Origin of the sequence: Alteromonas sp. OM2203 (assembly GCF_048517045.1) — a bacterium.
Taxonomy (GTDB): Bacteria; Pseudomonadota; Gammaproteobacteria; order Enterobacterales; family Alteromonadaceae; genus Alteromonas; species Alteromonas gracilis.
Genome location: NZ_CP183209.1, coordinates 972112 through 991002, shown reverse-complemented (window position 1 = coordinate 991002; position 18891 = coordinate 972112). Strand labels below are relative to the sequence as shown.

Here is an 18891-nt window from a genome sequence, read left to right as displayed (position 1 = left end):
ACGCAGGCTTTTCTCTTATAAACAGTTTTGAAAGACGGTGTTGCTTTCCTATCTGCGCCTAATTTTCACTTTCATCGTGGCGCGTAATGATATTGTAAGGTTTAAAGGCAGGTACGCTGGCTCGAAGGTTTTCTTCTGCAACGTCTAAACGCTTAAGTTTTTCACAAAACCACTCTGCTTTTTTACGCAAAGTGGTGGCTTTGTCACCTACATCAAGATGCTCTCCGACATTGTTGAGCTGCCGTGTAATTTCAGCCACTTTTTCCTGATTCACCTCTCCGCTTCCGGTATTAATGCCGCTTATCGCCGATAATATGCCGCCAACTGAAGTAGAAATAGCTTCCTCAAGCTGTGCTTCAATTTCGCTATCAACAAATTCATCAACGCTTTCAAGTGACCCGGGGCCGATAAAATAATGATTACTGGCGTGCCTAAATTTATCTTTCACGCGATTTTGCACGCGCTTCATAGCAGCGTTTAAACGCTCATAGCTATCGTGGTCGCTGCCAACTAAACCTAAATACACGTGTTCAATGGTATCAATAGCCAAGTCGACACCTTCGGTAGCCAAAATAATCATTTTTGGAACTACATAGTGCAAACCTGAAGAATACTCTTCTAGCCACTGCCGCTCTTGTTCATTCAGTGTCTGCCAGCGACCGCCAATGAACAATTGGTCTTGACCGTTAATTTGAACCACAGTTCGGGTTTTATCCATCACACGAAGCTGCTGGTCGTTAACAGCAATACCATAGGCAAAATCAATATTGCAGGTATATTCCGCATGTGCTGACGTGCTAAGTCCAGCGAACAAACAGAATGTAAGAAAACCTGCCTTTAGGCGCGATATCATTTTCATACTGTCATTGTGGCTAGCTTACTCGGAAATAAAAAGCCATCATGAGTCTAACGTGCTAAAAATCAGGTTGAACATGTCGAGAACATCTACCCGCAGGTATCATAACCATCGCGTGATTGACAAAACACTTTCGTGTAACAATTTGCCGGCTAACTTGAAAAGAGAAAGCACGCATTATAAAGCGTGCTTTGGTGATAAAAAGTCCCAGCCCAAGATATTAGACGAAAGGCTAAAGTTTAATAAGCTTACGTGCTCTCTATACTTAGTCGTTGGTAAAGGTTCGCACTAGACGCACGTAGATAAACCGGTCTTTTTCCTTTATGGAATGACTCGCGTTAAAAAACGCAACAACCCACGCGCGGTCAGGATCATCCGCCGATGGCGTTGATGTCCAAAAATCATCTGGTGGCGTGGCTGGGAAAAGAGAACTGTTTATCGCTGGGCGAACACAGTCACGCTCTGTAATTGTTGCTAACTCTTTAACATTCGGTAATCGCCACCCTAGCAAATCTTCGTTGCTGGCTTCGTGGGCTAGCTGCAGCGCTTGCTGCCAGGTATATTTCACCGCTTCGCCACTGCATGTCGAACCATCCCAGGTTTGGCCTTCAGCGCAACGTCTCCATACCAAGTCAGTAGTAGTATCCAACAACGTACTCGTCGTCACTGCTTCAAAGTTATCATTAGGCGTGGTTTCTAGGCCGTCTGATAAACACTCCTGAGCAATTGTTGAAATTGATACGGAAGTAAGAAACGTCGAAATAAATAGGGCTTTAATCGCCGATGATACTTTGCTTGTAAGGGTTGTTTCTTTCATTACGTTACTCATCACTATCTCCCTGCTCTTACAAGACGCACTCGGCCAGCTGTTGATTTATTAAGGAAGTTATCAACCCCTGAATCGAAGTCCAATGCCCATGCATTTTGCGCATCGTCGCTATTTACACCGTCAGCACTTGGTACGGACGTCCAATACCACAAAGGCACTGAGGAGACCTCCCCGGTGTTAGGGAAATAGTCTTCATCTATAGCAACATCAGCAGCAATACCTAAGTGCATTAATGAGAAAAGCTCATGATGAGTAGGCAAACGCCAGTCGTAAAAGCCGCACAAACCTTGCGCATTTACGGCCTGAACATAGGCTGACGTGTTACAATTTGTGAGTAAACAGGTGCCATTAGCGCCTGTTTCATCCCCTTCAAAACCGCCGTTTACTCCTTCGCTAAACCAGGAATAAGTAAAGTCTTTATCTTGAAACGTACCGTCGTCAGTCTTTACTTCCCATACTAATCCGGTGACGTTGTCGCGTACACAAGACCACGTATCAGTGTCAGCATCCTGCTCATCCCCGTTAGCGTTTAAGCGGGTAAAATCAAAACCAGCTTTTCCGCGACCGGCTTTTTCAATCAACCCATTTTGCTCAACAACATCCGCCCCTCTTTGCCCATCTTGACCTGGGAATTCATTTTGCTGCGCCTGCGTTAACGCATTATTCGTTGCCTGCTGTAAAAATCCAGTATCGTTGATAAGCGGCGTAGGCATGGGACGAACCTGAACGTTTATTGTATCTTCTACGCTATTTCCATTGGCGTCAGTTACCGTAAGCGTATACGCAACCACTGTAGAACTTGAAACAGCAGGCGCTACGGCAAAGGTTGAAAGCGCGTCGTTGTCATCAATAGGACGGCCTGCTGTCGAACCAGCCGGAACGTTGTTGCTTCTTTCCCATAGATAAGTGAGAGGCATAGCATTTGGAATGCTGGTTGTGGCCTCGCCTTCGAGTATTACTATCTCGCCGCTAAACACACCTTGAGAAACACCCGCACTTACCGTAGGAAGCGTATCCGTTTCAGACTGCACAACAATAGTAATAGCTTGAGTATCGGTCGCTCCTTCACTGTCTGTGACCACTAACTCAAAAGAAAGCGACTGCTCCTCATTTGCTATCGGCGTAACGATAGTCAGCGTTGACAGATTTGTTTCAACACCTGTAATCACATTAACACCATCAGTTTGAGACCACATATAGTCAGATACTGCTTCATCAGTAGCATCTGGATCTCGGCTTGAGGTGCCATCTAATATTAGCTCAACACCACCAGGAAACGTGTTTTGAGGCAGGTCGTCTCTTTGTGGAACAGCAATGCTCGCTTGGGGAGGAATATTGACTGGAGCAATGGTAATTACGGCAGAGTCGCTTGCTGTGTTACCGCTTTGATCGTTAACGGAAACCGTTACTGTGTATTGCGTTGCATTGTTTACCAGTGGCGCAACAAAGCTCGCTGCAGATAAACTGGTATCATCGTGAGCAATCGATAATGAAGGCGAAGCAGTCCAATTGTACGTGTATGTTCCATCGCCTCCACTAACCTGGGCACTCAAAGCATAGCTAGCACCCTCAGTCACAGTAGCGTCTGGCCCTGCATTGACAACAAGGTTTCCAGTGTTGTTCCCGCTATCGCTATCACCACCACCGCCTCCGCCACAAGCAGCCAAAAGCATTACAACTGCGATAAAAATTAGACATCGGCCTAGGACACCAGAATACCTATCTGAACCTGAAAACACGTTTAATTGCATACATACTCCCATTGCACTGTGCAATGAATTAAACACAGTGTCAGGTGAAAACTTGATGTAGATTATGTCGCTGTTTAACTATTAGTCATTAACGCATACAGCTTGTCGCGGCTATGAGAAGAGTTTTTTCGCTTCTTGCGCTTCAGACATTGTTACCTGTAATGCCTCAAGCTGCTTTTTACCTACCGCTACATCAGTCATGTCATAGATCATCATACTGATATAATCCACCTTACCCGTTGCTGAGGTCAGTGGAGAAAGCGTAAGGTTCTGATACATGAAAGATTCACTTCCTGTAATCGGCCGATAATTTGGAAACTTGAATAAATAGGGGCGCTGCTCCCATGTCATGAAAGCGCGAGTTTTCAAGTCGAAGACAGGCTTAGCTTTTTTCATAAACCAATCTTGCTTGATTGAGGGGAATAGCGAAAACAAAGATTTATCCCTGACGTCGCTAGGTAAAAGACCGCTATGACTTTCCATAAAGCCATTCCAGACTTTAACGGTGAAGTCCCTGTCTAAAACAACGATCCCTACGTCAACGGTCTGTAGCATGTCCATCATCCAATGAAACTCTAATAACTCATCTAAATGTTGGCTCATCAGTAATCCTCCAACAAGTGGGCAAGCTTAGAATTCATCATCTTCATCGACTCTTCCGTAAACAGCAGTATCAAATCACACTGCACATTGTACCCTTCTAAACCGTAACTCAATTCAATGGCAAGCGTACGCTTCCATTTTATCTGGTTCATGGCGATGATTTCAGTAATGGCGCGGTGTTGTCCTAAAACGATAGGGTGCCCTTGACTAAAATTAATGTCCATTTGATTTGCCAAACCTGTCAGGCAAGTACCAATAAGTATACTTGCGGCATCCATCAAGAGTTCTAACTGAAGTTGGTCGTCAACTTCACCTTCCACATTAAGTATTTTTGCCACATCATCAAAACTTGAGTCGCTCAAAATACACAAGGCTTCACCGCTGACTCCAGGCCCTAAAAAGCCTTGGCACACAGCAGTAACTTGTTCATGACTTTCGATATCCGATAGCATCATATGAAGCTCAGAAACTTCAATTAAGTTTACGTTGGGAATAGGTAACTCGACGAAAACGTTCATGGTACGAGCAAGGTGGTCGCCAGCCTGACCCATCGCGATATTGGTGATTTCTTGATAGCAATCCCTTATATCAGGGTCGAGGGGAGATGCCTCTAGCTGCGGTTCCTCATCATTATGAAGAATATTATATTTATCTAAGACTTCTGCTAACGTTTTAGGATCGACAGGCTTTCTAATAAAGTCCAAAGCACCTAGGGATGTCACACGCTCATGAGCCTCTGGCTGAATATCTCCGGACACTACTATTACTTTTGTTTTTAACCCTTTTTCCCTAATTGCCTCGAGCGTGCCGTACCCGTCGAGAACAGGCATGTTTAGGTCGAGCAGCAAAAGATCGCCTTTGCCTTCGGCAAGCGCCTTGAGGGCATCATCGCCATTCTTCGCAAAGTGCACAGCAACGTCCCAATCTTGAGGGAGGCATTTTGCCACTTGCTTACGCGCAACTAACGAGTCGTCACAAACGAGTACAGAAAACATTAAGTTCTTTTACCACCTAACTTTTGAAACCAGCAAACACTGATATTTTGTCGCAATCCAGACTATATCGGCAATACAGCTTTGAACTGAAGTGTCGTTTTTGCGACTGAGCGTCTTCGATTACCGCATCGCTAAATTTATACGATTTTTCTCATGCATATAGTGATACGAATCACCTCACTAAGAAATAGCACTTTTGGAGAATATTGCCAGCGTGTTTTGCATCAATTAAGGCAGGCCTGCGTGCAAGCTCAGCTTTTCCCACCTACTTTAAGCGTTAAAGAGACTAAGATTTATTCGCTTAGATGAATAAGCTAAAAACGACGGGCAAGGCTAGTGCGGTAAAAATGCCGTTCACACATAGGCCTAATGTTGCCATAGCAGCAACATCATCTCCCATTTGGATTGCCTTTGCAGTGCCTATGGCATGGGCGACAGTACCTAGCGCGATACCTTGGGCTTGACGATTTTTAACGTTAAAAAGGGAAAATATAGTAGAAGCCACTACAGCTCCCACTATACCGGTAACGATAACGAAAACAGCAGCTAACGCAGGTATCCCCCCTATTTGTGCGCTAGACTCCATCGCTAAGGGCGTGGTTATTGATTTGGCGAGCATAGTGAATTGTATAGCGCGGGGCGTATCGAATATAAAAAGTGTCAACCACGCTGAAAAAGGGGCGAGTACACCGCCCAAAATTATACTTACTACTAAACGCCAGCCATAATGCCTTAACTTTTGCCATTGGCGATAAATAGGTAGGGCGAGTGCTACCGTGATTGGCCCTAACAACCAATGCAGTAACGAAGCAGCACGTTGATATTCAAAAACTTGCGTATTGGAAAAATAAAGCCCCAAGGAAACAAATAACGCCGTGATGATAATGGGGTGAGCTGCAGGGTGGCCACTGCATTTTCTATTGGCCCAAAGCGCTATCATGTAGCTGACGATAGAAATGCTCAGCCAGAGTAAACCTTGAAAACTTAAAGTATTATGTAAAGCCTCAATCATCTACATCGCCGAAATTTTTACCGTTAGCTAGAACACCGCGCTTTTTTGAGTTCAAAAGCTGTTGCGATAGCCAAGCAGTAAAGCCCAAACTAAACGACGTCGTAACGACAATAGCAATCACAATAGCTAAAGCATAAGTTTTTAATTCCCCCCAATACATGGTCACGCCTAACACCGCTGGGATAAAAAGTAGTGACATGTGCTTGAGAGGAAACGTTACTGCGCGCGCTACATAATGTTCAAGCTTTGGAAAGCACAATAACGCTACAAGCAGCAGAAAAAGCCCGAGCAGCGGACCGGGAATGGGAAGAGATGCTGCACCTACAATTAAAAGGCCAAGATAATAAGCGATGAAAACTGCGGCCGCGCCTACCATCGTGTCTTTCACATTTTGCACGCATACTCCCTACTATGACTTATCTGCAACTCCAATCGATGTAGTGTAACGAGAAGCACATTTAACCGCTAGCAGTACCATGGTCGTATACGCACAACTCAGCGCTTTTTTATCTTTAGAGCAGCCTGCGTTTTACTGCCAAAACTGATAGTAATATTTGTCGGTAATTTTAAAGCTCTCGCCGCTTTGCATGACAACTTGCTGCTGACTGCATTTTTGCTCCAAGTGAGCAACATGCATTTCATTGACGGCGACTGAGCGATTGCATCGTTTAAAGTAGTGCGCTCCCAACCGTTTAAGTAAGTCACACAAAGTAGTGCGAACGACATAACTTTCTGACAAGGTTTGAACGCACATATAATCACCCGCAGCCTCAATCCATTTGATATCTTCAGGGTTTAGGCAACACCACCCGTTTTCAGCGCGGATCCCCACTACACAAGGCTGGGCATTTTTGAATAGTTGCAGTCTTAAGCTCGCTAGTAGCGCGGATTCTGAGACACCGTACTGTTTACATAAGCCTCTAATAAGTTGAGAAAATTGAAAATCTCGCTCGTAGCAGTGATATTTAATTTTCGCACTTTCAATTGCTCGTAAAACCTGCGCTTCTTCTAGTGGAATCTTTACAAAACCTGATGCATTGTGAGAAAAAGCTAACAAAGCTTCTTCGTCTTGACTGCCCACAGCCAGCCAATATTTTGAGGCTAGATTTCTGCTTGATGGCGCAACCGAGTAAAACCCGATAGCGTTTTGATACTTTTCAGCGAGCGCCAGGCAATGACCAGCTGAATCTGCGCTATAAATTTTACTGAACAGACCACGCTTTTCTAATATTTCACAAAGCGCCTTTTGCAGAGAAGTAGATTGTAAGAATACCAGTGCGATCATTTGCGTTCCCTTGCAGGTGCAAAGAATACTAGCACCAAGAACTTTTAATTCTAACTTTCAAAAAAGTCATGACTAAGAAAGTGAAATAAACAATTTTAAAAAAGGGCTACGTTTTATGTAGCCCAATGGTCAGGGTAAACAGAAATCGTTCAACGTTTTGCAGTTAAAACACTTGGGCTTGCATTGATACGACGAGCGATATGCTGCGCATTGACATCCGCGCCATTAGTAATAGCGAACGTAAGCATATCTTGCCCATTGCACACTAAGCCGGTGTGCAGATTTTTCATATTAAGGCCTGTGGCTTTTACAGCGCGGTGAAGCTTCAAGCGATTGTCACTTTTCACTGCTTCGCATACTGCAATTAAGTTGTTCTCTAGCTCACGTGGATACGAAGCAGCGCTGGCGGCAGTAACGGTTAGTGACAGACTCATTCCAAGTAAAGCAAGTTGGGTAACACGGCGTGACATAAACATAACAAGTTCCTCTGATAATATTTGGCAACGCGGTGACGACCTCTTTAAGCCCCCGCATCATTAAATTAGTGAAACTTTGTGATGACTACGCGATAAAAACGTTAAAACACCGCTATATGAGATGTTGCGACAAGCGCACAAAAGCAGAGGTTTAACCATCGGTCTAAACAGTTATTAGTCGAACTTAACACACACTTTGCAACATTCTTTGTAACGCGGAAAAGGAATGACGAGGGTATAGGGGAGAACATTGATGTGTTTTTAAAATGACGATCGTCAAGTTTAAACAATTACTGCTCAAAGCTGGCACTTCAATCAGTGTGAACCTACCTTGAGGATAATACCGAATCAACATGAGTTGTTATAAAAAAAACGGAGGCTATTGGCCCCCGTTTTAATACATTATGCTATAACGCTTAATGCTTGAATTCTTCTAAAAAATACTGTCTTGGTGAATTTTGATAAACATACTCGTACCGACTTTTGAGTAGTCAACTTTGTATTCTTTGCCGTTTAGTGTCTGAATAAAAACTAACGTTTTCTCGTCGCCAAAGACTTCGCTGGTGGTAACGTCTACCAATTCCATATCTAACGCTTTGGCTTCGCGTTTGTTATCTGGAATTTTACCTTCATACTGCTTAATACCTTTGTAGGTCACTAGTATCGGAGGGTTCTCGTCTCCGTTCGTCACCAATAGGTCAAGCTTTCTGATTTTATGAATGATAGTATTTCGACCACTCGTAATGAAAGGTTTTTCAGTCATTTTCGTCTCCGCGACTTTTTACCTGCTTTTTTTATTATTAACGTAACTTGTAAGTATCAAAGTCTACCACGAAGTTAATAATCAACACATAGGCATTTAATTGGTATATTTTCGGAGTATAAACTAGTCATCAAAAGCAATAAACGGCTATTTTTCGCCCTTCGTATATTTTCGTATAAACATGACGATGTCAGGTTATTACTGCCACTTTATCCAGGGTCGGTGCACCAAATTCTGAATCAGCTTGTCACATGGCGTGATTTCTGAAGATGCGAACACACAGTTTGGTGCCTCGTTTATTTGAACCTGGGCGACGATATTAGACACTGATACCTCTAAATCTAAGTCGGTATCAAGTTGCGTCATTGGCAAAATGAATTCTACGCGGTTTGTAAAAGCACAAGAACTCTCTGGGGGTGTGTTTTCAGATTCCGACTCACACCCTGCACTTCCTAGATGATAAGACCACTCGTGCGCTTCTTCTCCGCTTTTGGACACATCAAACTTAAGAAACGTGTGGCCGTTACGCTGATTTAAAAACATCGACGAATCGTTCAATGGCGACGGCTGAGTAGATGGATTAGCGTGGTTAATATCAAAAGGTAACCCCATGGTAAAACGGAGGTTAGTTGATAACTTCAAAAGTTGCTCAGACACATCCAATACTATTTTGGTGTTAGCATCATCGGGATTAACGCACTTATTGTGGAATTTTAGCAGAGCCGCATTCGGCGTTTGCCACTGAGTTTGTTTAAACTTCACTCTTTGCCATTTTCCATCAATGCGAAGCTCAGGCTTGCTAAGATAAAAGCCAAAGTAGTCTATATTCCAGCGCTGCTGGCCTATGCTCATGATCATGGGGCAAGCGCCAGTATCCACACCTACTAATTTAAAAGGAATTTCACCGGGCTCTCTTCCTTTAAAATTTATTACGTCACACCCAGCTAGCGAGAAGAACACAGCTATGAATAGAGAAGATATGACGGGCGCGCGAAAAGACTTTTTCATCTTATTATTTACTTCCTGTGATTAGCGAGCAGTTGGAAAAGGAAACCGCGTTATTTATTAATTAAGGTGAACTATGCAATATCGCTTTATGAGCTGCTTATAAGAACCGACTACGGCATTGTGCACTTCGTTCGTTACAGAATACCATTATTAGCCCCAATAAAGTGAACTCGCTGAGTAATTCAAACCACTGAGTGAACAAAAATAAAGCAAACAAATCACAAACCCCTAACCTAGGCGTGACAAGGTAGTTAAAACTGCTTATACTTGCGCTCGTTTGTTATTGCTATCCAAAACAATATTAGAACGCATCTCTAAATGGCCCTATAGCTCAGTTGGTTAGAGCATCCGACTCATAATAAGTTGCGCTGGTCATTTTAAGAGATATAAAGTATATTAAAGACAACAGCTTATAGAAAATTAAAGTTAACTGAAATTTTGATGTAAGCCTGTTGTAAGCAAAATAAAAAGTTACGGCCCCATAGCTCAGTTGGTTAGAGCATCCGACTCATAATCGGCAGGTCCCCTGTTCAAGTCAGGGTGGGGCCACCATCTTTTCTATAAAAATCAATAACTTAGATTCCCGCATTTCCCTTTATTTCTTTCTCAAGTAATGTTCTTTCAAATTTCCCTTGATCAGACTCTACTTCTGTGTAAATCTAAAAATGCACTTTACATCTTCGTGGCTCCGAGAGGGAGTTCATGTAATCCGATGAAAGGCATGAAAATTTAAAGGTAATGACATGAGTACACTTACTCTCAATAGGCAAGCTGCGCCTGAAAACAGCAAAACAGTTCTTGAGTTCCATTCACTACGCAACATCTCTTCTCCCGATGACACTGCAAACGACCGTAAAGTTCTTACAGGTCATATGCCTATACTCGAAGTTTTAAAACTAAATACTCACGCTAACGTGCGCTCGTACCTATTGGATGTAGAGGGTAAGAAGAAAAAAGTGAGAACAGCCGTTCACAGAGCCATTGAGAACACATTAGAAAATAACCCTGACAAGTTCTCAGTTTTAAACGGTGGTGTCACAATCGTAGCGGAAAACTACGATATCAACGAAAAGAAGCGGCAGTTAACTCTTAACGAAGCAAGTATTATTAATGGTGCTCAGACACAAGGCATCATCAAAGACTACTTCGAAGGTCTCAAAGACCAATCCGACTTTCCCGATGCTCATATAACATTTGAATTGATAATTACTACAGACGAAAACCTCGTAGCTGAGATATCAATTGCTAGAAACTTTCAAAATGATGTAAAGCTACTATCTATATCTGGAAAGCTCGGTATTTTCACAGAATTAGAAAAATCCATTAGCAGCGGTTTAGATGGACAAAAACTTCGCACTTCAGAAACAGACTCAACTGAAGATCATATGGATACCGAGAAGTTACTACAAGTAATGACAGCTCTTATCCCAGAAGAACTATGGCAGGGTACTGGTAGAGGTGACACCGCAAACAAAAACTATGCGTATAACCAAAAAGCGAAGTGTCTAAAAGAGTTTACCGAACTTAAGAAAAAAGTTGATTCGGGTAATGCAACTGACGAACAAAATGAACTATACCAATACTTCATTGATATTGCTCCGTCTGCTTGGAAGCTTTATGAAGAGTGGAAGGCGCACCCCAAATTTGTCGGAACAAGGATGCGCTCTATCGTTCGAGATGGTAGAGAAATTGTAGAAGTGCCAGATGGTGTTATATTCCCGATACTAGCTGCTATCTCAATGTTTATTGAAAAAATTGATGGCAAATGGCAATTAAACATCCCTGATATTTTTGAACCACAAGACTTGGTTAGTGCAGCATCATCAGCATATAAAGACGTGGCAAACCACAAACCATATGTAATGGGTCGTTCGAAGGCATCTTATTCTTCGCTCATTCAAGTCACATCAATATACAAACGTTTGATGCAGAAACGGTAAGTGATTGTGAATTAAGCCAATCAGATTAGATTGGCTTACTACGCATAAGCTACAGGCTCACCAGTCTTAACATTAGCTTTAAGGTGAGCTTGCTTAGGTACAGCAAGTAGTTCCCAATCTTCAAGTGACTTCCTAACAGGAAAAAGCGCATAAGGCTTGTTTAAGTCCTTATGCTGCTGATTCTCAAGTGCTGCAATTCGTTGCAGCACTTTTGTTTTAGCACTATGCCGCATTATCTTTACTCGGGAAGTAAATATCAGCAAGCATACATAGCATCTCAACACGCTGGTTGTGATGTGGATGGCGAACAGAAATAAAACTGGCAATCCCAAGCTCTGGTTCCATAAAACTGGCAAGCTCATTTGCAGGTACATCACAGCGAATACAAGTAGCTGGAATATTCTTATCACTGTAATCGAATAACTTTTCTATGTCCTCTGCCACTACCAACTTAAACTCACCCTGCCCTGTTTGAAGAAATAGGCAACGCACTGTCCGCAGATGCTTGTCATGCGGCCAGAACATTTGACCACAATCATCATAGAACTTAGTCAGCCGAAAGCAGTCCTCTGGCGCATATCTGTATAAGAGAGGTGCAAACTCTTTCATATGATTCGTTGGGATGATGAAGCGTTCTTCTATATTTATCTTAGGCATTAGTATTCCCCTCCAAAGCAGCTAAACGATCCTCAATATCTTCAAGGTGTCGGATTTCACCAAGCGCCCCAATTATCTGAATTATTCGCTGCGCACTGTCAGGTGACAATACCCCCTTTGAGGTTGCCGCTAACACTTGCTCCGTTTGTTCAGCAAGAGAAGCAGCGGTATCGAGCTCGAACTCAACCTTTTCGCTCTGTGCTGCTAATGTGGGTAATACCCGCGAAATAATTAATTGTGCAGCTTGCACATCACCCTGCTTTGCTTTTGCAACAACAGCTTCAACTATATCCGAAGCATCGGTTAACATGCTTTCGGTAATCTTAGCTCTTCGGTCTACTATTCCCTTTGGACGACCTTTAGGATTAGGCGACTCATTCCTTTCACCCAAGCTTTATTTCCACTTACTGCTGGCTCTGACATAATTCCCCCTATTGATAAGATCAACACTAGATCAGGCTTGGTTTTCTTCGTGGTTTTTAATAATAAGGGCGCGTCGTGTTGCACTTTCTTCGTTGCGTAACTTGGCAATTAAGTCAAAGTTAGCGCCAATAGCTTTTTCGGTTTGGAGCATCACAAGTGGGCCTCTACTCTCAATAATAGAAAGTGCCGACTTCATAACTTTTACGCGTTTAACTAGCTCGGGGTTAGTAGTCTCGTGTAGCTTGCGTTTGTAGTTCTCACGTTCTTCTGTGGTAATCCCAGACAAAAATGCTGGTGCATCAATTATTGCAGTCACTACATCGTAATTCTTTTCTGCGAATAGCTTTTGCACTAATTCAGCTCTTGCTGTTCTGTCCAAAGTTTTAATGTGCGATCTAATTTCTTGGGCAAGTGCAGGGGTAGTTTTGCTTAGTGACTCGCTCATTGCCTGCTCGACACTTTTGATACCAGATTCAAGATTAGTTCTTGTGCGATCAAATACGGGCAAAATTCTGTCCATATTCTTTTCACCAAATTCAGCAAGTTCTAGGATCTTCTTTTCTTTTGACCACGCAGAATTAGCATTAACTTTTGCTCGCGCACTATGAACCGCGCCAAGAGATTTATAAGCTAACTCTAGAGCAGCTTTAGCGCTTTCAACATAGCCTGCTGTCGTGTCGTCATACCCATCAATTGAAGTAATATTCTGAGGGTGTAATGAAGGAGTGATGTTTGAATTGATTTCCATTTTATATTCCTCGCTGTTTCGAAAAAAATAAGCAAGGAACACGTGAAAAACAGTGTGGTTACGCTTGTTAACAGTACATAACAGTTACACGTTACACTAAAACAAAAAACATCTACAAACTTTTTATTTAGGTAACAATAACCTACTTCTAAATTTAAAAATTAAAGCACACTACTACCAATAAGTAGGGCTAACTAACACCAACCTAAAAGTTGCTTTTGCATACAACCCTAAAGGGTTGTGTATGCAGCAACTATGCAACCCAAGCTCAAAAAGTTGCTAGTGAAAGTTGCGTAGCAACCCCTTTAAATTAGCTAGGTTTAGCCGCTTTTATAAAATAAGTTGCGTAGTAAAAGTTGCAATGCAACTCTTGCAACTTCAACCACGTATAAATTTATTGCCTTTTGCGGTTAAGTTATATTTTGTACCCGACTTGGCTACCAGATTTTCATTACTGAGCTTCGTCAATAATTTGCTTACTTTTGATTTGTCTGGCTCCCCCTTACCATTTATCCAACTGAGCTCTTTAGCCCAAAAAGGTTGGGTAGATTGGGGATATTTCTTCATCACTTCTAATAGCAGTGATTTATCGTCTTTCTGTTTTTTAGGACTTTCTTGAAGTTTTGCCTCTACAGGTGAAAACACAGGTGTCGATATTGTTCTTCCTTTCGAGTCAACTATGTCCGAGTGGGTCACCCCGCCTTTCAAAAACTCAATTTGAAACGGATTTCCTCTGAATTTATCCTCATCATTGCATAATGTGGTTATATTTCCCTTACTGATACAGTAGATATTCCCGTCTACTTCACTCAGAAATGAACTTCCACCTCGCGGTTTCGGCTTATCTTTCGTTGCATTACTAGGGTGACATAAATCGAGAACTGTCGGGCGAGAACCAATTGAACATAACTTTCTTAACCTTTTTGCATGCTCGATTCGTACACCATTATCGTTTTCACTGTCTTTACTACTTAATGAGATAGCTTGATCCGTGTCTACTATTACTAAGCATGGCTTTTCGTTGATTACTATCTCCTCCAAGTCTTCTAACTTTTGGTCTAATAAAAACGATTGATCAATTACGTGAATCTTTTGATTAACGCTTACAGGCCAGTCATCAATTGATAAAGATGCACGAAACCTATTCCTGACATCATCGGGATTTTCGCTAGCGATGTATAAGACAGGTTCACCTTGAGTTTCGTAACCAGCCAGCACTCTTCCTGTGGCTACATATAAAGCTATCTTCACTGCAATTCCAGTCTTTCCAGAGCCTGTATAGCCTGTTAGTGAATACAGCCAACCACGCTTCAAAACATCATCTATTATGAACTCAATTACCGTTTGTTCAGAAAGAAACACACCTAAGGACTTAACAGCCAATTTTGCAGATTCTTGTTTCTTAAAAAGGCTTACGGAAATGTCTGTCCTGCCTTTCTTTTCGTTTTCCTGCCTACCGCGTATAATTTTAAGCGTTCGGTTAAGGTACACGTCATTCTTAACAGCTTTCTCACGCTTACCTAATCCCGTCTGGCGGAACATACGCCTACACTGTTCGTTTGACTCAGTGTAAAAGGTAAACATTGACATTAGTGCAAGGTCAGCTTCCGACTGCGAAGGGAAGTTCCATTTCTTCCAGTCACCCTTACATAAGTCTATAAACTTGTCAGCATTGCTAGCAGTACGTGCACGTTCCCAAATAACATCGTCAGGTTGCTTTTGCTCAACCTCAACTAGTTCTATTTTAACGTCTTCTTTCCCGAACTCAGCAACTATGCTTTCGATAAGTGCTTGTCGCTGTGCTATGGGTTTGGGGTCTGCATGTTTCGGATGTGGTACGGTAACACCGAACAGGTTTTGGAAACTAATGTCACTAATGCTGTTACCCGTACAAATAATGAAACGTTCCTGGGAATAAACCTCAACACCTTTACCGCGTCGACCTTCCCCTAAGTCAGCTTCCACCCATACGTGAATTCCTTTGCCGCTGGTACTAAGCTCAGCGTAAGAATTTGATGCCAGCACGATACCGCGATACCAGTCTAGCTGACTCGGTGTCGTCCACATGGTTTGTGGTAATGGGTTTCCGTGCTTGTCTTTGCTGTTAGCGTCTTTTATGTCTAGGTCTACGCAAGTGTAAGGATCATTTTTGCTTAGTATGTAGCCTATGTTAGCGCTATGTTTTATTGCTAACTCGCAAGCCTTATCGAACGACAGCCATGGACCTTCGTTAACCTTGGCTCGGTAGAGTTTCCGCTCATTACCTATATATGGTGATTTATCTTCACCAGCTACACACCATTGCGCTCTTTCGCGCATTTCCTTTGGTATATTTTCCAGTTTCTCGGGCTTTACGCTGGCTGGGGCAGCGCTCTCACTTTCGTCATCCCTGTTGTACTGCTGGCTGCCGATCTCTGCATGTACAGCCTTTGTGGGATCCCACGTATTATCTTGTTTGTAATTAATTTCATCATTATTGTTTAACATGAATCACTCCAAAGCGCTTTGTCTAACCCACGATGGGCACAGCGCTTTTTTTTGAATGAGTTACAGGTGAATTACTTGTTGATGCAAGAGCATTCAAATGCGTATGAAAAACTTCTAGTTTTCTCGGTGAACGCCCATTACAACTAGTAAGTCGTTCTAATAGGATTGGTCACCAAAACGGGATGTTCTTTCTCGGCGTGTTTGTTCCATATAAGCCTCTAATTCTTGCAAGCTATATCGAACTGATTTGCCGAATTTATGAAATGCTGGGCCACGCTTAATGTGTCGCCATTGGTTCAGAGTATTAGGAGAAAGCCCAAGGAGCTCGGCTGCTTGTTGAGTATTAACTGTGGTTATAGTTTGAGTTGTCATGGGGTTGCCTATATTCACTTGCCGCAAGCCCTAAACAAAAAAGGCAATGCAGCGAATTCGATTATGAACTCCGCGACACTGCCCATGCAGATCTTTACCTCTTTGAAGCGAATCACCGAAGTGACAAAGCATCACGCTCGCTTTCAAAGAGTTGGAATGGTGTGTTACCTACATTAGGTAACTGCGTATTAACTTATACAATTTTATATTCGTTTGCAAAGAGAATTATTTCACCATTTGCACGACATTATCAGCTTTGGCAGCCGACTCAGCTATTTGCGCTAAACGAAGTACAAAGTCACCAACTTTATTCACCTCTTGAATCAACACTTTCGGATCTTTGTTATTACCGTAATGCAGAGCATGAACATCACCGGATATGTGGTTAAGCAATATTCGACGCCTATCTGAATCCACACCTGACCTTACCGCAAGCTCCTCGAAGGTTCGACGCATTGCATGAGGATGAATATGACACCCCGTAATCTCTGAAACCCTAACGAATAAAGCACGGGGATCCTTGAGGTAACCAGCTTTGCCCCGCTTAGCAGGAAAAACATAGGGGTTGTTAGACAATTTTTGAGATTCTCGTCTTAACAATACTTTCCTGAGTTCCTTGCTAATTGGGAGAGTGATCGAATTGTGGTTCTTCGTGACATCCAAATGAAAAGTTGGAACGTCGTCATGCAATTTCACTCTGTCCCAAGTGAGCTGATTTGCTTCGCTGATACGTGTACCAGTTAGGAGCATAAACATTATGAGGTCAGCACTGGTGCAAGTCGTAGCGATATTTCTCTCTGGGTCTGCATGAGCGTTTAACGCTAACCACACCTCCCCTATTTTATCTTCTGGAATCCTTGTATCTCTTTTTGTCTCTTTGTTCCATTGTGCAAGACCATTAGATTTGATTGCTTGTGACACGGGGTTTGGGTTCAATATCGTGTAACTTCCATCAGGAGCGGTATACTTCTCTTTAGCCCAATTTAACAAGGCACGTAAGTTTCTAAATGCTAGGTTCGCTTGTGTTGGGGCTTTTTTAGAGATATTCCTAAAACGTTCAATTACCGCATCTCGGGTAATATTTGCCACTGGTTTGCTTGCCCAGTCTGAAAACTCATTCTTAACACAGCTCTCAATGCCGTTAATAGAAGCTTGGCGTAGAGGCATCTCCTTTGTTCTTTTGTGTTTCACATAGTCGTCTTTGATTTCAGCCAAGGTGACGGTTTCAGCTTCACTCACATTCTGCCGCTTCTTTTTCTCTTCTAAAGGATTTACTCCTTTGCGCATAGAAGCTCTTGTAGAGCTAGCTTCTTCCCTTGCTTCTTTATAATCAAGCTCATCTAGCAACCCTAATGTGAAGCGCTTCGACTTTCCATTAACGTAACCTTGAACGATCCAACTTCTTGCGCCATTAGCTGTTACACGTAAGCCAAGACCACTTTGCTTTTCGTCCCAATAGATTGCCTGCCCTTTTTCGGGGATAGGGAAACTAGCTGCTCTAGTATCAGTGATGTTGTATTTCTTACTCATACGTAACCCCTAATTTGTGGTTAGGGGTTAGCTGCTCTGAAATAACTAAAAGATGAGTTAGAATTGCCATATCGGCGGTTCTCCTATGTCTATCGTCGATCATGCGGTCGGGACTGTTGCAGCAGTCGCCGGCCGCTTCTGTTTACTTACACCAGAGACTCATGTACGCCCCGTGTAAGCATTTTTATTATAAAGACATATTAGAACGCATTACTACATATAAAAATAAGACGCTGAATTTATTGGAATTTATAAAGACAATGAATTACATATAAGTTCAAATAACCACAACGCAACTTACTCATAATCGGCAGGTCCCCTGTTCAAGTCAGGGTGGGGCCACCATTTCCACTAAATACGTGGGCTAGATGGTGAATAACTGCTCACTATTTTCTGTTTTACCATATAAGTCGCCAATCCCGACCAAGGTCAACTAGGACCACCTCTATTTTCCCTAAATTTCATTTTAAAAAGTAGCCACGTTTGATTGAGTATCGCCCCTAGTAACGAAATTAGTGTAATTTTTTGGTAACTATGAATTTGGTTGAAACCCTGATTTTAACAGGGCTTAATCTCTGACAGCTCTATCAAACGCTCATATCCAATAACAACATGGTCAAGCACATAGATACTGAACATCTTTGCGGCTTGTTTAATTTGTTCGGTAAAATGAAAATCTTGCTGACTTGGTTTTGGATCACCTGATGGATGGTTATGAATTAGAATAATAGCTGGTGCGTTAATTAAAATGGCTGTTCTCAATACTTCAGCCGGACGAAGTGATATCTGATTTACCGTGCCAATCGCTATAACTTAATAATTGATGATTTGATGCTGGCTGTTCAAGTTCACCACGATAAAACGCTCTTTGGTTTCATGCTTCAAATGCTTAAACACTTGATAAACCTTCTCTGGACTATCAAGTGTTACATTCAAAATGTCATCATCTACTTCCCTAAAGGTATAGACACAGCTTATTTCACGTAATATAGCCACCTTAGCTTTGGCCTTGACGATTACACAACCTGGTTAGGGGAGTTGAACGTTCTAGTGCCGCATAGTTCATTGTTAGCAGCATTAGGCCTTGAAATTGCTCCCAGTAATCCTTTTATAGCTCAGGATAACTCGGGCAATGACGTTTTAGTTTTACGCAATT

General features: G+C 42.4%; 21 protein-coding genes and 1 tRNA gene. 2 read left to right on the top strand and 20 right to left on the bottom strand.

The genetic code is table 11. The features are described 5' to 3' along the window. Window positions 1–58 precede the first annotated feature (58 nt). The 11 genes from ACM0P2_RS04480 to ACM0P2_RS04430 form a co-directional block, all read right to left on the bottom strand. Window positions 59–853, bottom strand: coding sequence for a YggN family protein (locus ACM0P2_RS04480; RefSeq protein WP_159118504.1), 795 nt, complete (start codon window positions 851–853; stop codon window positions 59–61). Window positions 854–1121: 268 nt separating this feature from the next. Beyond that, window positions 1122–1685, bottom strand: coding sequence for a DUF1566 domain-containing protein (locus ACM0P2_RS04475; protein ID WP_159118503.1), 564 nt, complete (start codon window positions 1683–1685; stop codon window positions 1122–1124). 2 nt (window positions 1686–1687) lie between these two features. After that, window positions 1688–3436, bottom strand: coding sequence for a DUF1566 domain-containing protein (locus ACM0P2_RS04470; protein WP_419227372.1), 1749 nt, complete (start codon window positions 3434–3436; stop codon window positions 1688–1690). Window positions 3437–3547: 111 nt separating this feature from the next. Further along, window positions 3548–4039 (bottom strand): PAS domain-containing protein, encoded by a 492-nt coding sequence (locus tag ACM0P2_RS04465; protein WP_159118501.1) that lies wholly within the window; start codon window positions 4037–4039, stop codon window positions 3548–3550. After that, window positions 4039–5034 carry a response regulator gene (locus ACM0P2_RS04460; RefSeq protein WP_419227371.1) on the bottom strand — a complete coding sequence of 332 codons (996 nt, stop codon included), beginning with the start codon at window positions 5032–5034 and terminating at the stop codon, window positions 4039–4041. Before ACM0P2_RS04460 ends, ACM0P2_RS04465 begins: the two co-directional genes overlap by 1 nt. A 301-nt stretch (window positions 5035–5335) precedes the next feature. Further along, entirely contained in the window at window positions 5336–6046 is a 711-nt protein-coding gene (locus ACM0P2_RS04455) for an LrgB family protein (protein ID WP_419227370.1), read from the bottom strand. Beyond that, complete coding sequence (locus tag ACM0P2_RS04450; protein WP_419227369.1) at window positions 6039–6443, bottom strand: CidA/LrgA family protein; 405 nt, start codon at window positions 6441–6443, stop codon at window positions 6039–6041. Before ACM0P2_RS04450 ends, ACM0P2_RS04455 begins: the two co-directional genes overlap by 8 nt. A 132-nt stretch (window positions 6444–6575) precedes the next feature. After that, complete coding sequence (locus tag ACM0P2_RS04445) at window positions 6576–7331, bottom strand: LytR/AlgR family response regulator transcription factor (protein WP_159118497.1); 756 nt, start codon at window positions 7329–7331, stop codon at window positions 6576–6578. A 149-nt stretch (window positions 7332–7480) separates the two neighbouring features. Further along, window positions 7481–7807, bottom strand: coding sequence for a DUF3718 domain-containing protein (locus tag ACM0P2_RS04440; protein ID WP_120960641.1), 327 nt, complete (start codon window positions 7805–7807; stop codon window positions 7481–7483). Window positions 7808–8240: 433 nt separating this feature from the next. Then, entirely contained in the window at window positions 8241–8570 is a 330-nt protein-coding gene (locus ACM0P2_RS04435) for a hypothetical protein (RefSeq protein WP_159118496.1), read from the bottom strand. A gap of 198 nt (window positions 8571–8768) precedes the next feature. Continuing rightward, a complete protein-coding gene (locus tag ACM0P2_RS04430; protein ID WP_159118495.1) occupies window positions 8769–9578 on the bottom strand; it encodes an MbnP family protein in 810 nt (269 codons plus the stop codon). 475 nt (window positions 9579–10053) lie between these two features. Here ACM0P2_RS04430 and ACM0P2_RS04425 point away from each other — a divergent pair. Then, window positions 10054–10130, top strand: a tRNA-Ile gene (locus ACM0P2_RS04425). A gap of 191 nt (window positions 10131–10321) precedes the next feature. After that, window positions 10322–11518, top strand: a complete 1197-nt coding sequence (locus ACM0P2_RS04420) for an AIPR family protein (RefSeq protein ID WP_419227368.1) — start codon at window positions 10322–10324, stop codon at window positions 11516–11518. 38 nt (window positions 11519–11556) lie between these two features. On the opposite strand, the gene ACM0P2_RS04415 is transcribed toward ACM0P2_RS04420, so the two are convergent. The 9 genes from ACM0P2_RS04415 to ACM0P2_RS04375 all read right to left on the bottom strand — a co-directional run bounded on the left by ACM0P2_RS04415 (window position 11557) and on the right by ACM0P2_RS04375 (window position 18731). Beyond that, window positions 11557–11751: a hypothetical protein gene (locus ACM0P2_RS04415; RefSeq protein ID WP_419227367.1), complete on the bottom strand. Its 195-nt coding sequence runs from the start codon at window positions 11749–11751 to the stop codon at window positions 11557–11559. Then, window positions 11741–12175, bottom strand: a complete 435-nt coding sequence (locus tag ACM0P2_RS04410) for a hypothetical protein (protein WP_419227366.1) — start codon at window positions 12173–12175, stop codon at window positions 11741–11743. Before ACM0P2_RS04410 ends, ACM0P2_RS04415 begins: the two co-directional genes overlap by 11 nt. Then, window positions 12168–12566 carry a DUF5681 domain-containing protein gene (locus ACM0P2_RS04405; protein WP_419227365.1) on the bottom strand — a complete coding sequence of 133 codons (399 nt, stop codon included), beginning with the start codon at window positions 12564–12566 and terminating at the stop codon, window positions 12168–12170. The genes ACM0P2_RS04410 and ACM0P2_RS04405 overlap by 8 nt, the downstream gene beginning before the upstream one ends. 63 nt (window positions 12567–12629) lie before the next feature. Beyond that, window positions 12630–13346 carry a hypothetical protein gene (locus ACM0P2_RS04400; RefSeq protein WP_419227364.1) on the bottom strand — a complete coding sequence of 239 codons (717 nt, stop codon included), beginning with the start codon at window positions 13344–13346 and terminating at the stop codon, window positions 12630–12632. A gap of 378 nt (window positions 13347–13724) precedes the next feature. Next, complete coding sequence (locus ACM0P2_RS04395) at window positions 13725–15833, bottom strand: AAA family ATPase (RefSeq protein ID WP_419227363.1); 2109 nt, start codon at window positions 15831–15833, stop codon at window positions 13725–13727. Between the two features lie 156 nt (window positions 15834–15989). Then, window positions 15990–16205, bottom strand: coding sequence for a helix-turn-helix domain-containing protein (locus ACM0P2_RS04390; protein WP_100973171.1), 216 nt, complete (start codon window positions 16203–16205; stop codon window positions 15990–15992). Between the two features lie 225 nt (window positions 16206–16430). Next, window positions 16431–17735, bottom strand: coding sequence for a tyrosine-type recombinase/integrase (locus ACM0P2_RS04385; RefSeq protein WP_419227362.1), 1305 nt, complete (start codon window positions 17733–17735; stop codon window positions 16431–16433). 558 nt (window positions 17736–18293) lie between these two features. Further along, complete coding sequence (locus ACM0P2_RS04380; protein WP_236547103.1) at window positions 18294–18497, bottom strand: JAB domain-containing protein; 204 nt, start codon at window positions 18495–18497, stop codon at window positions 18294–18296. Between the two features lie 51 nt (window positions 18498–18548). Next, on the bottom strand, window positions 18549–18731 hold the full coding sequence (locus ACM0P2_RS04375; RefSeq protein WP_236547102.1) for a hypothetical protein: 183 nt from the start codon (window positions 18729–18731) through the stop codon (window positions 18549–18551). Window positions 18732–18891 lie beyond the last annotated feature (160 nt).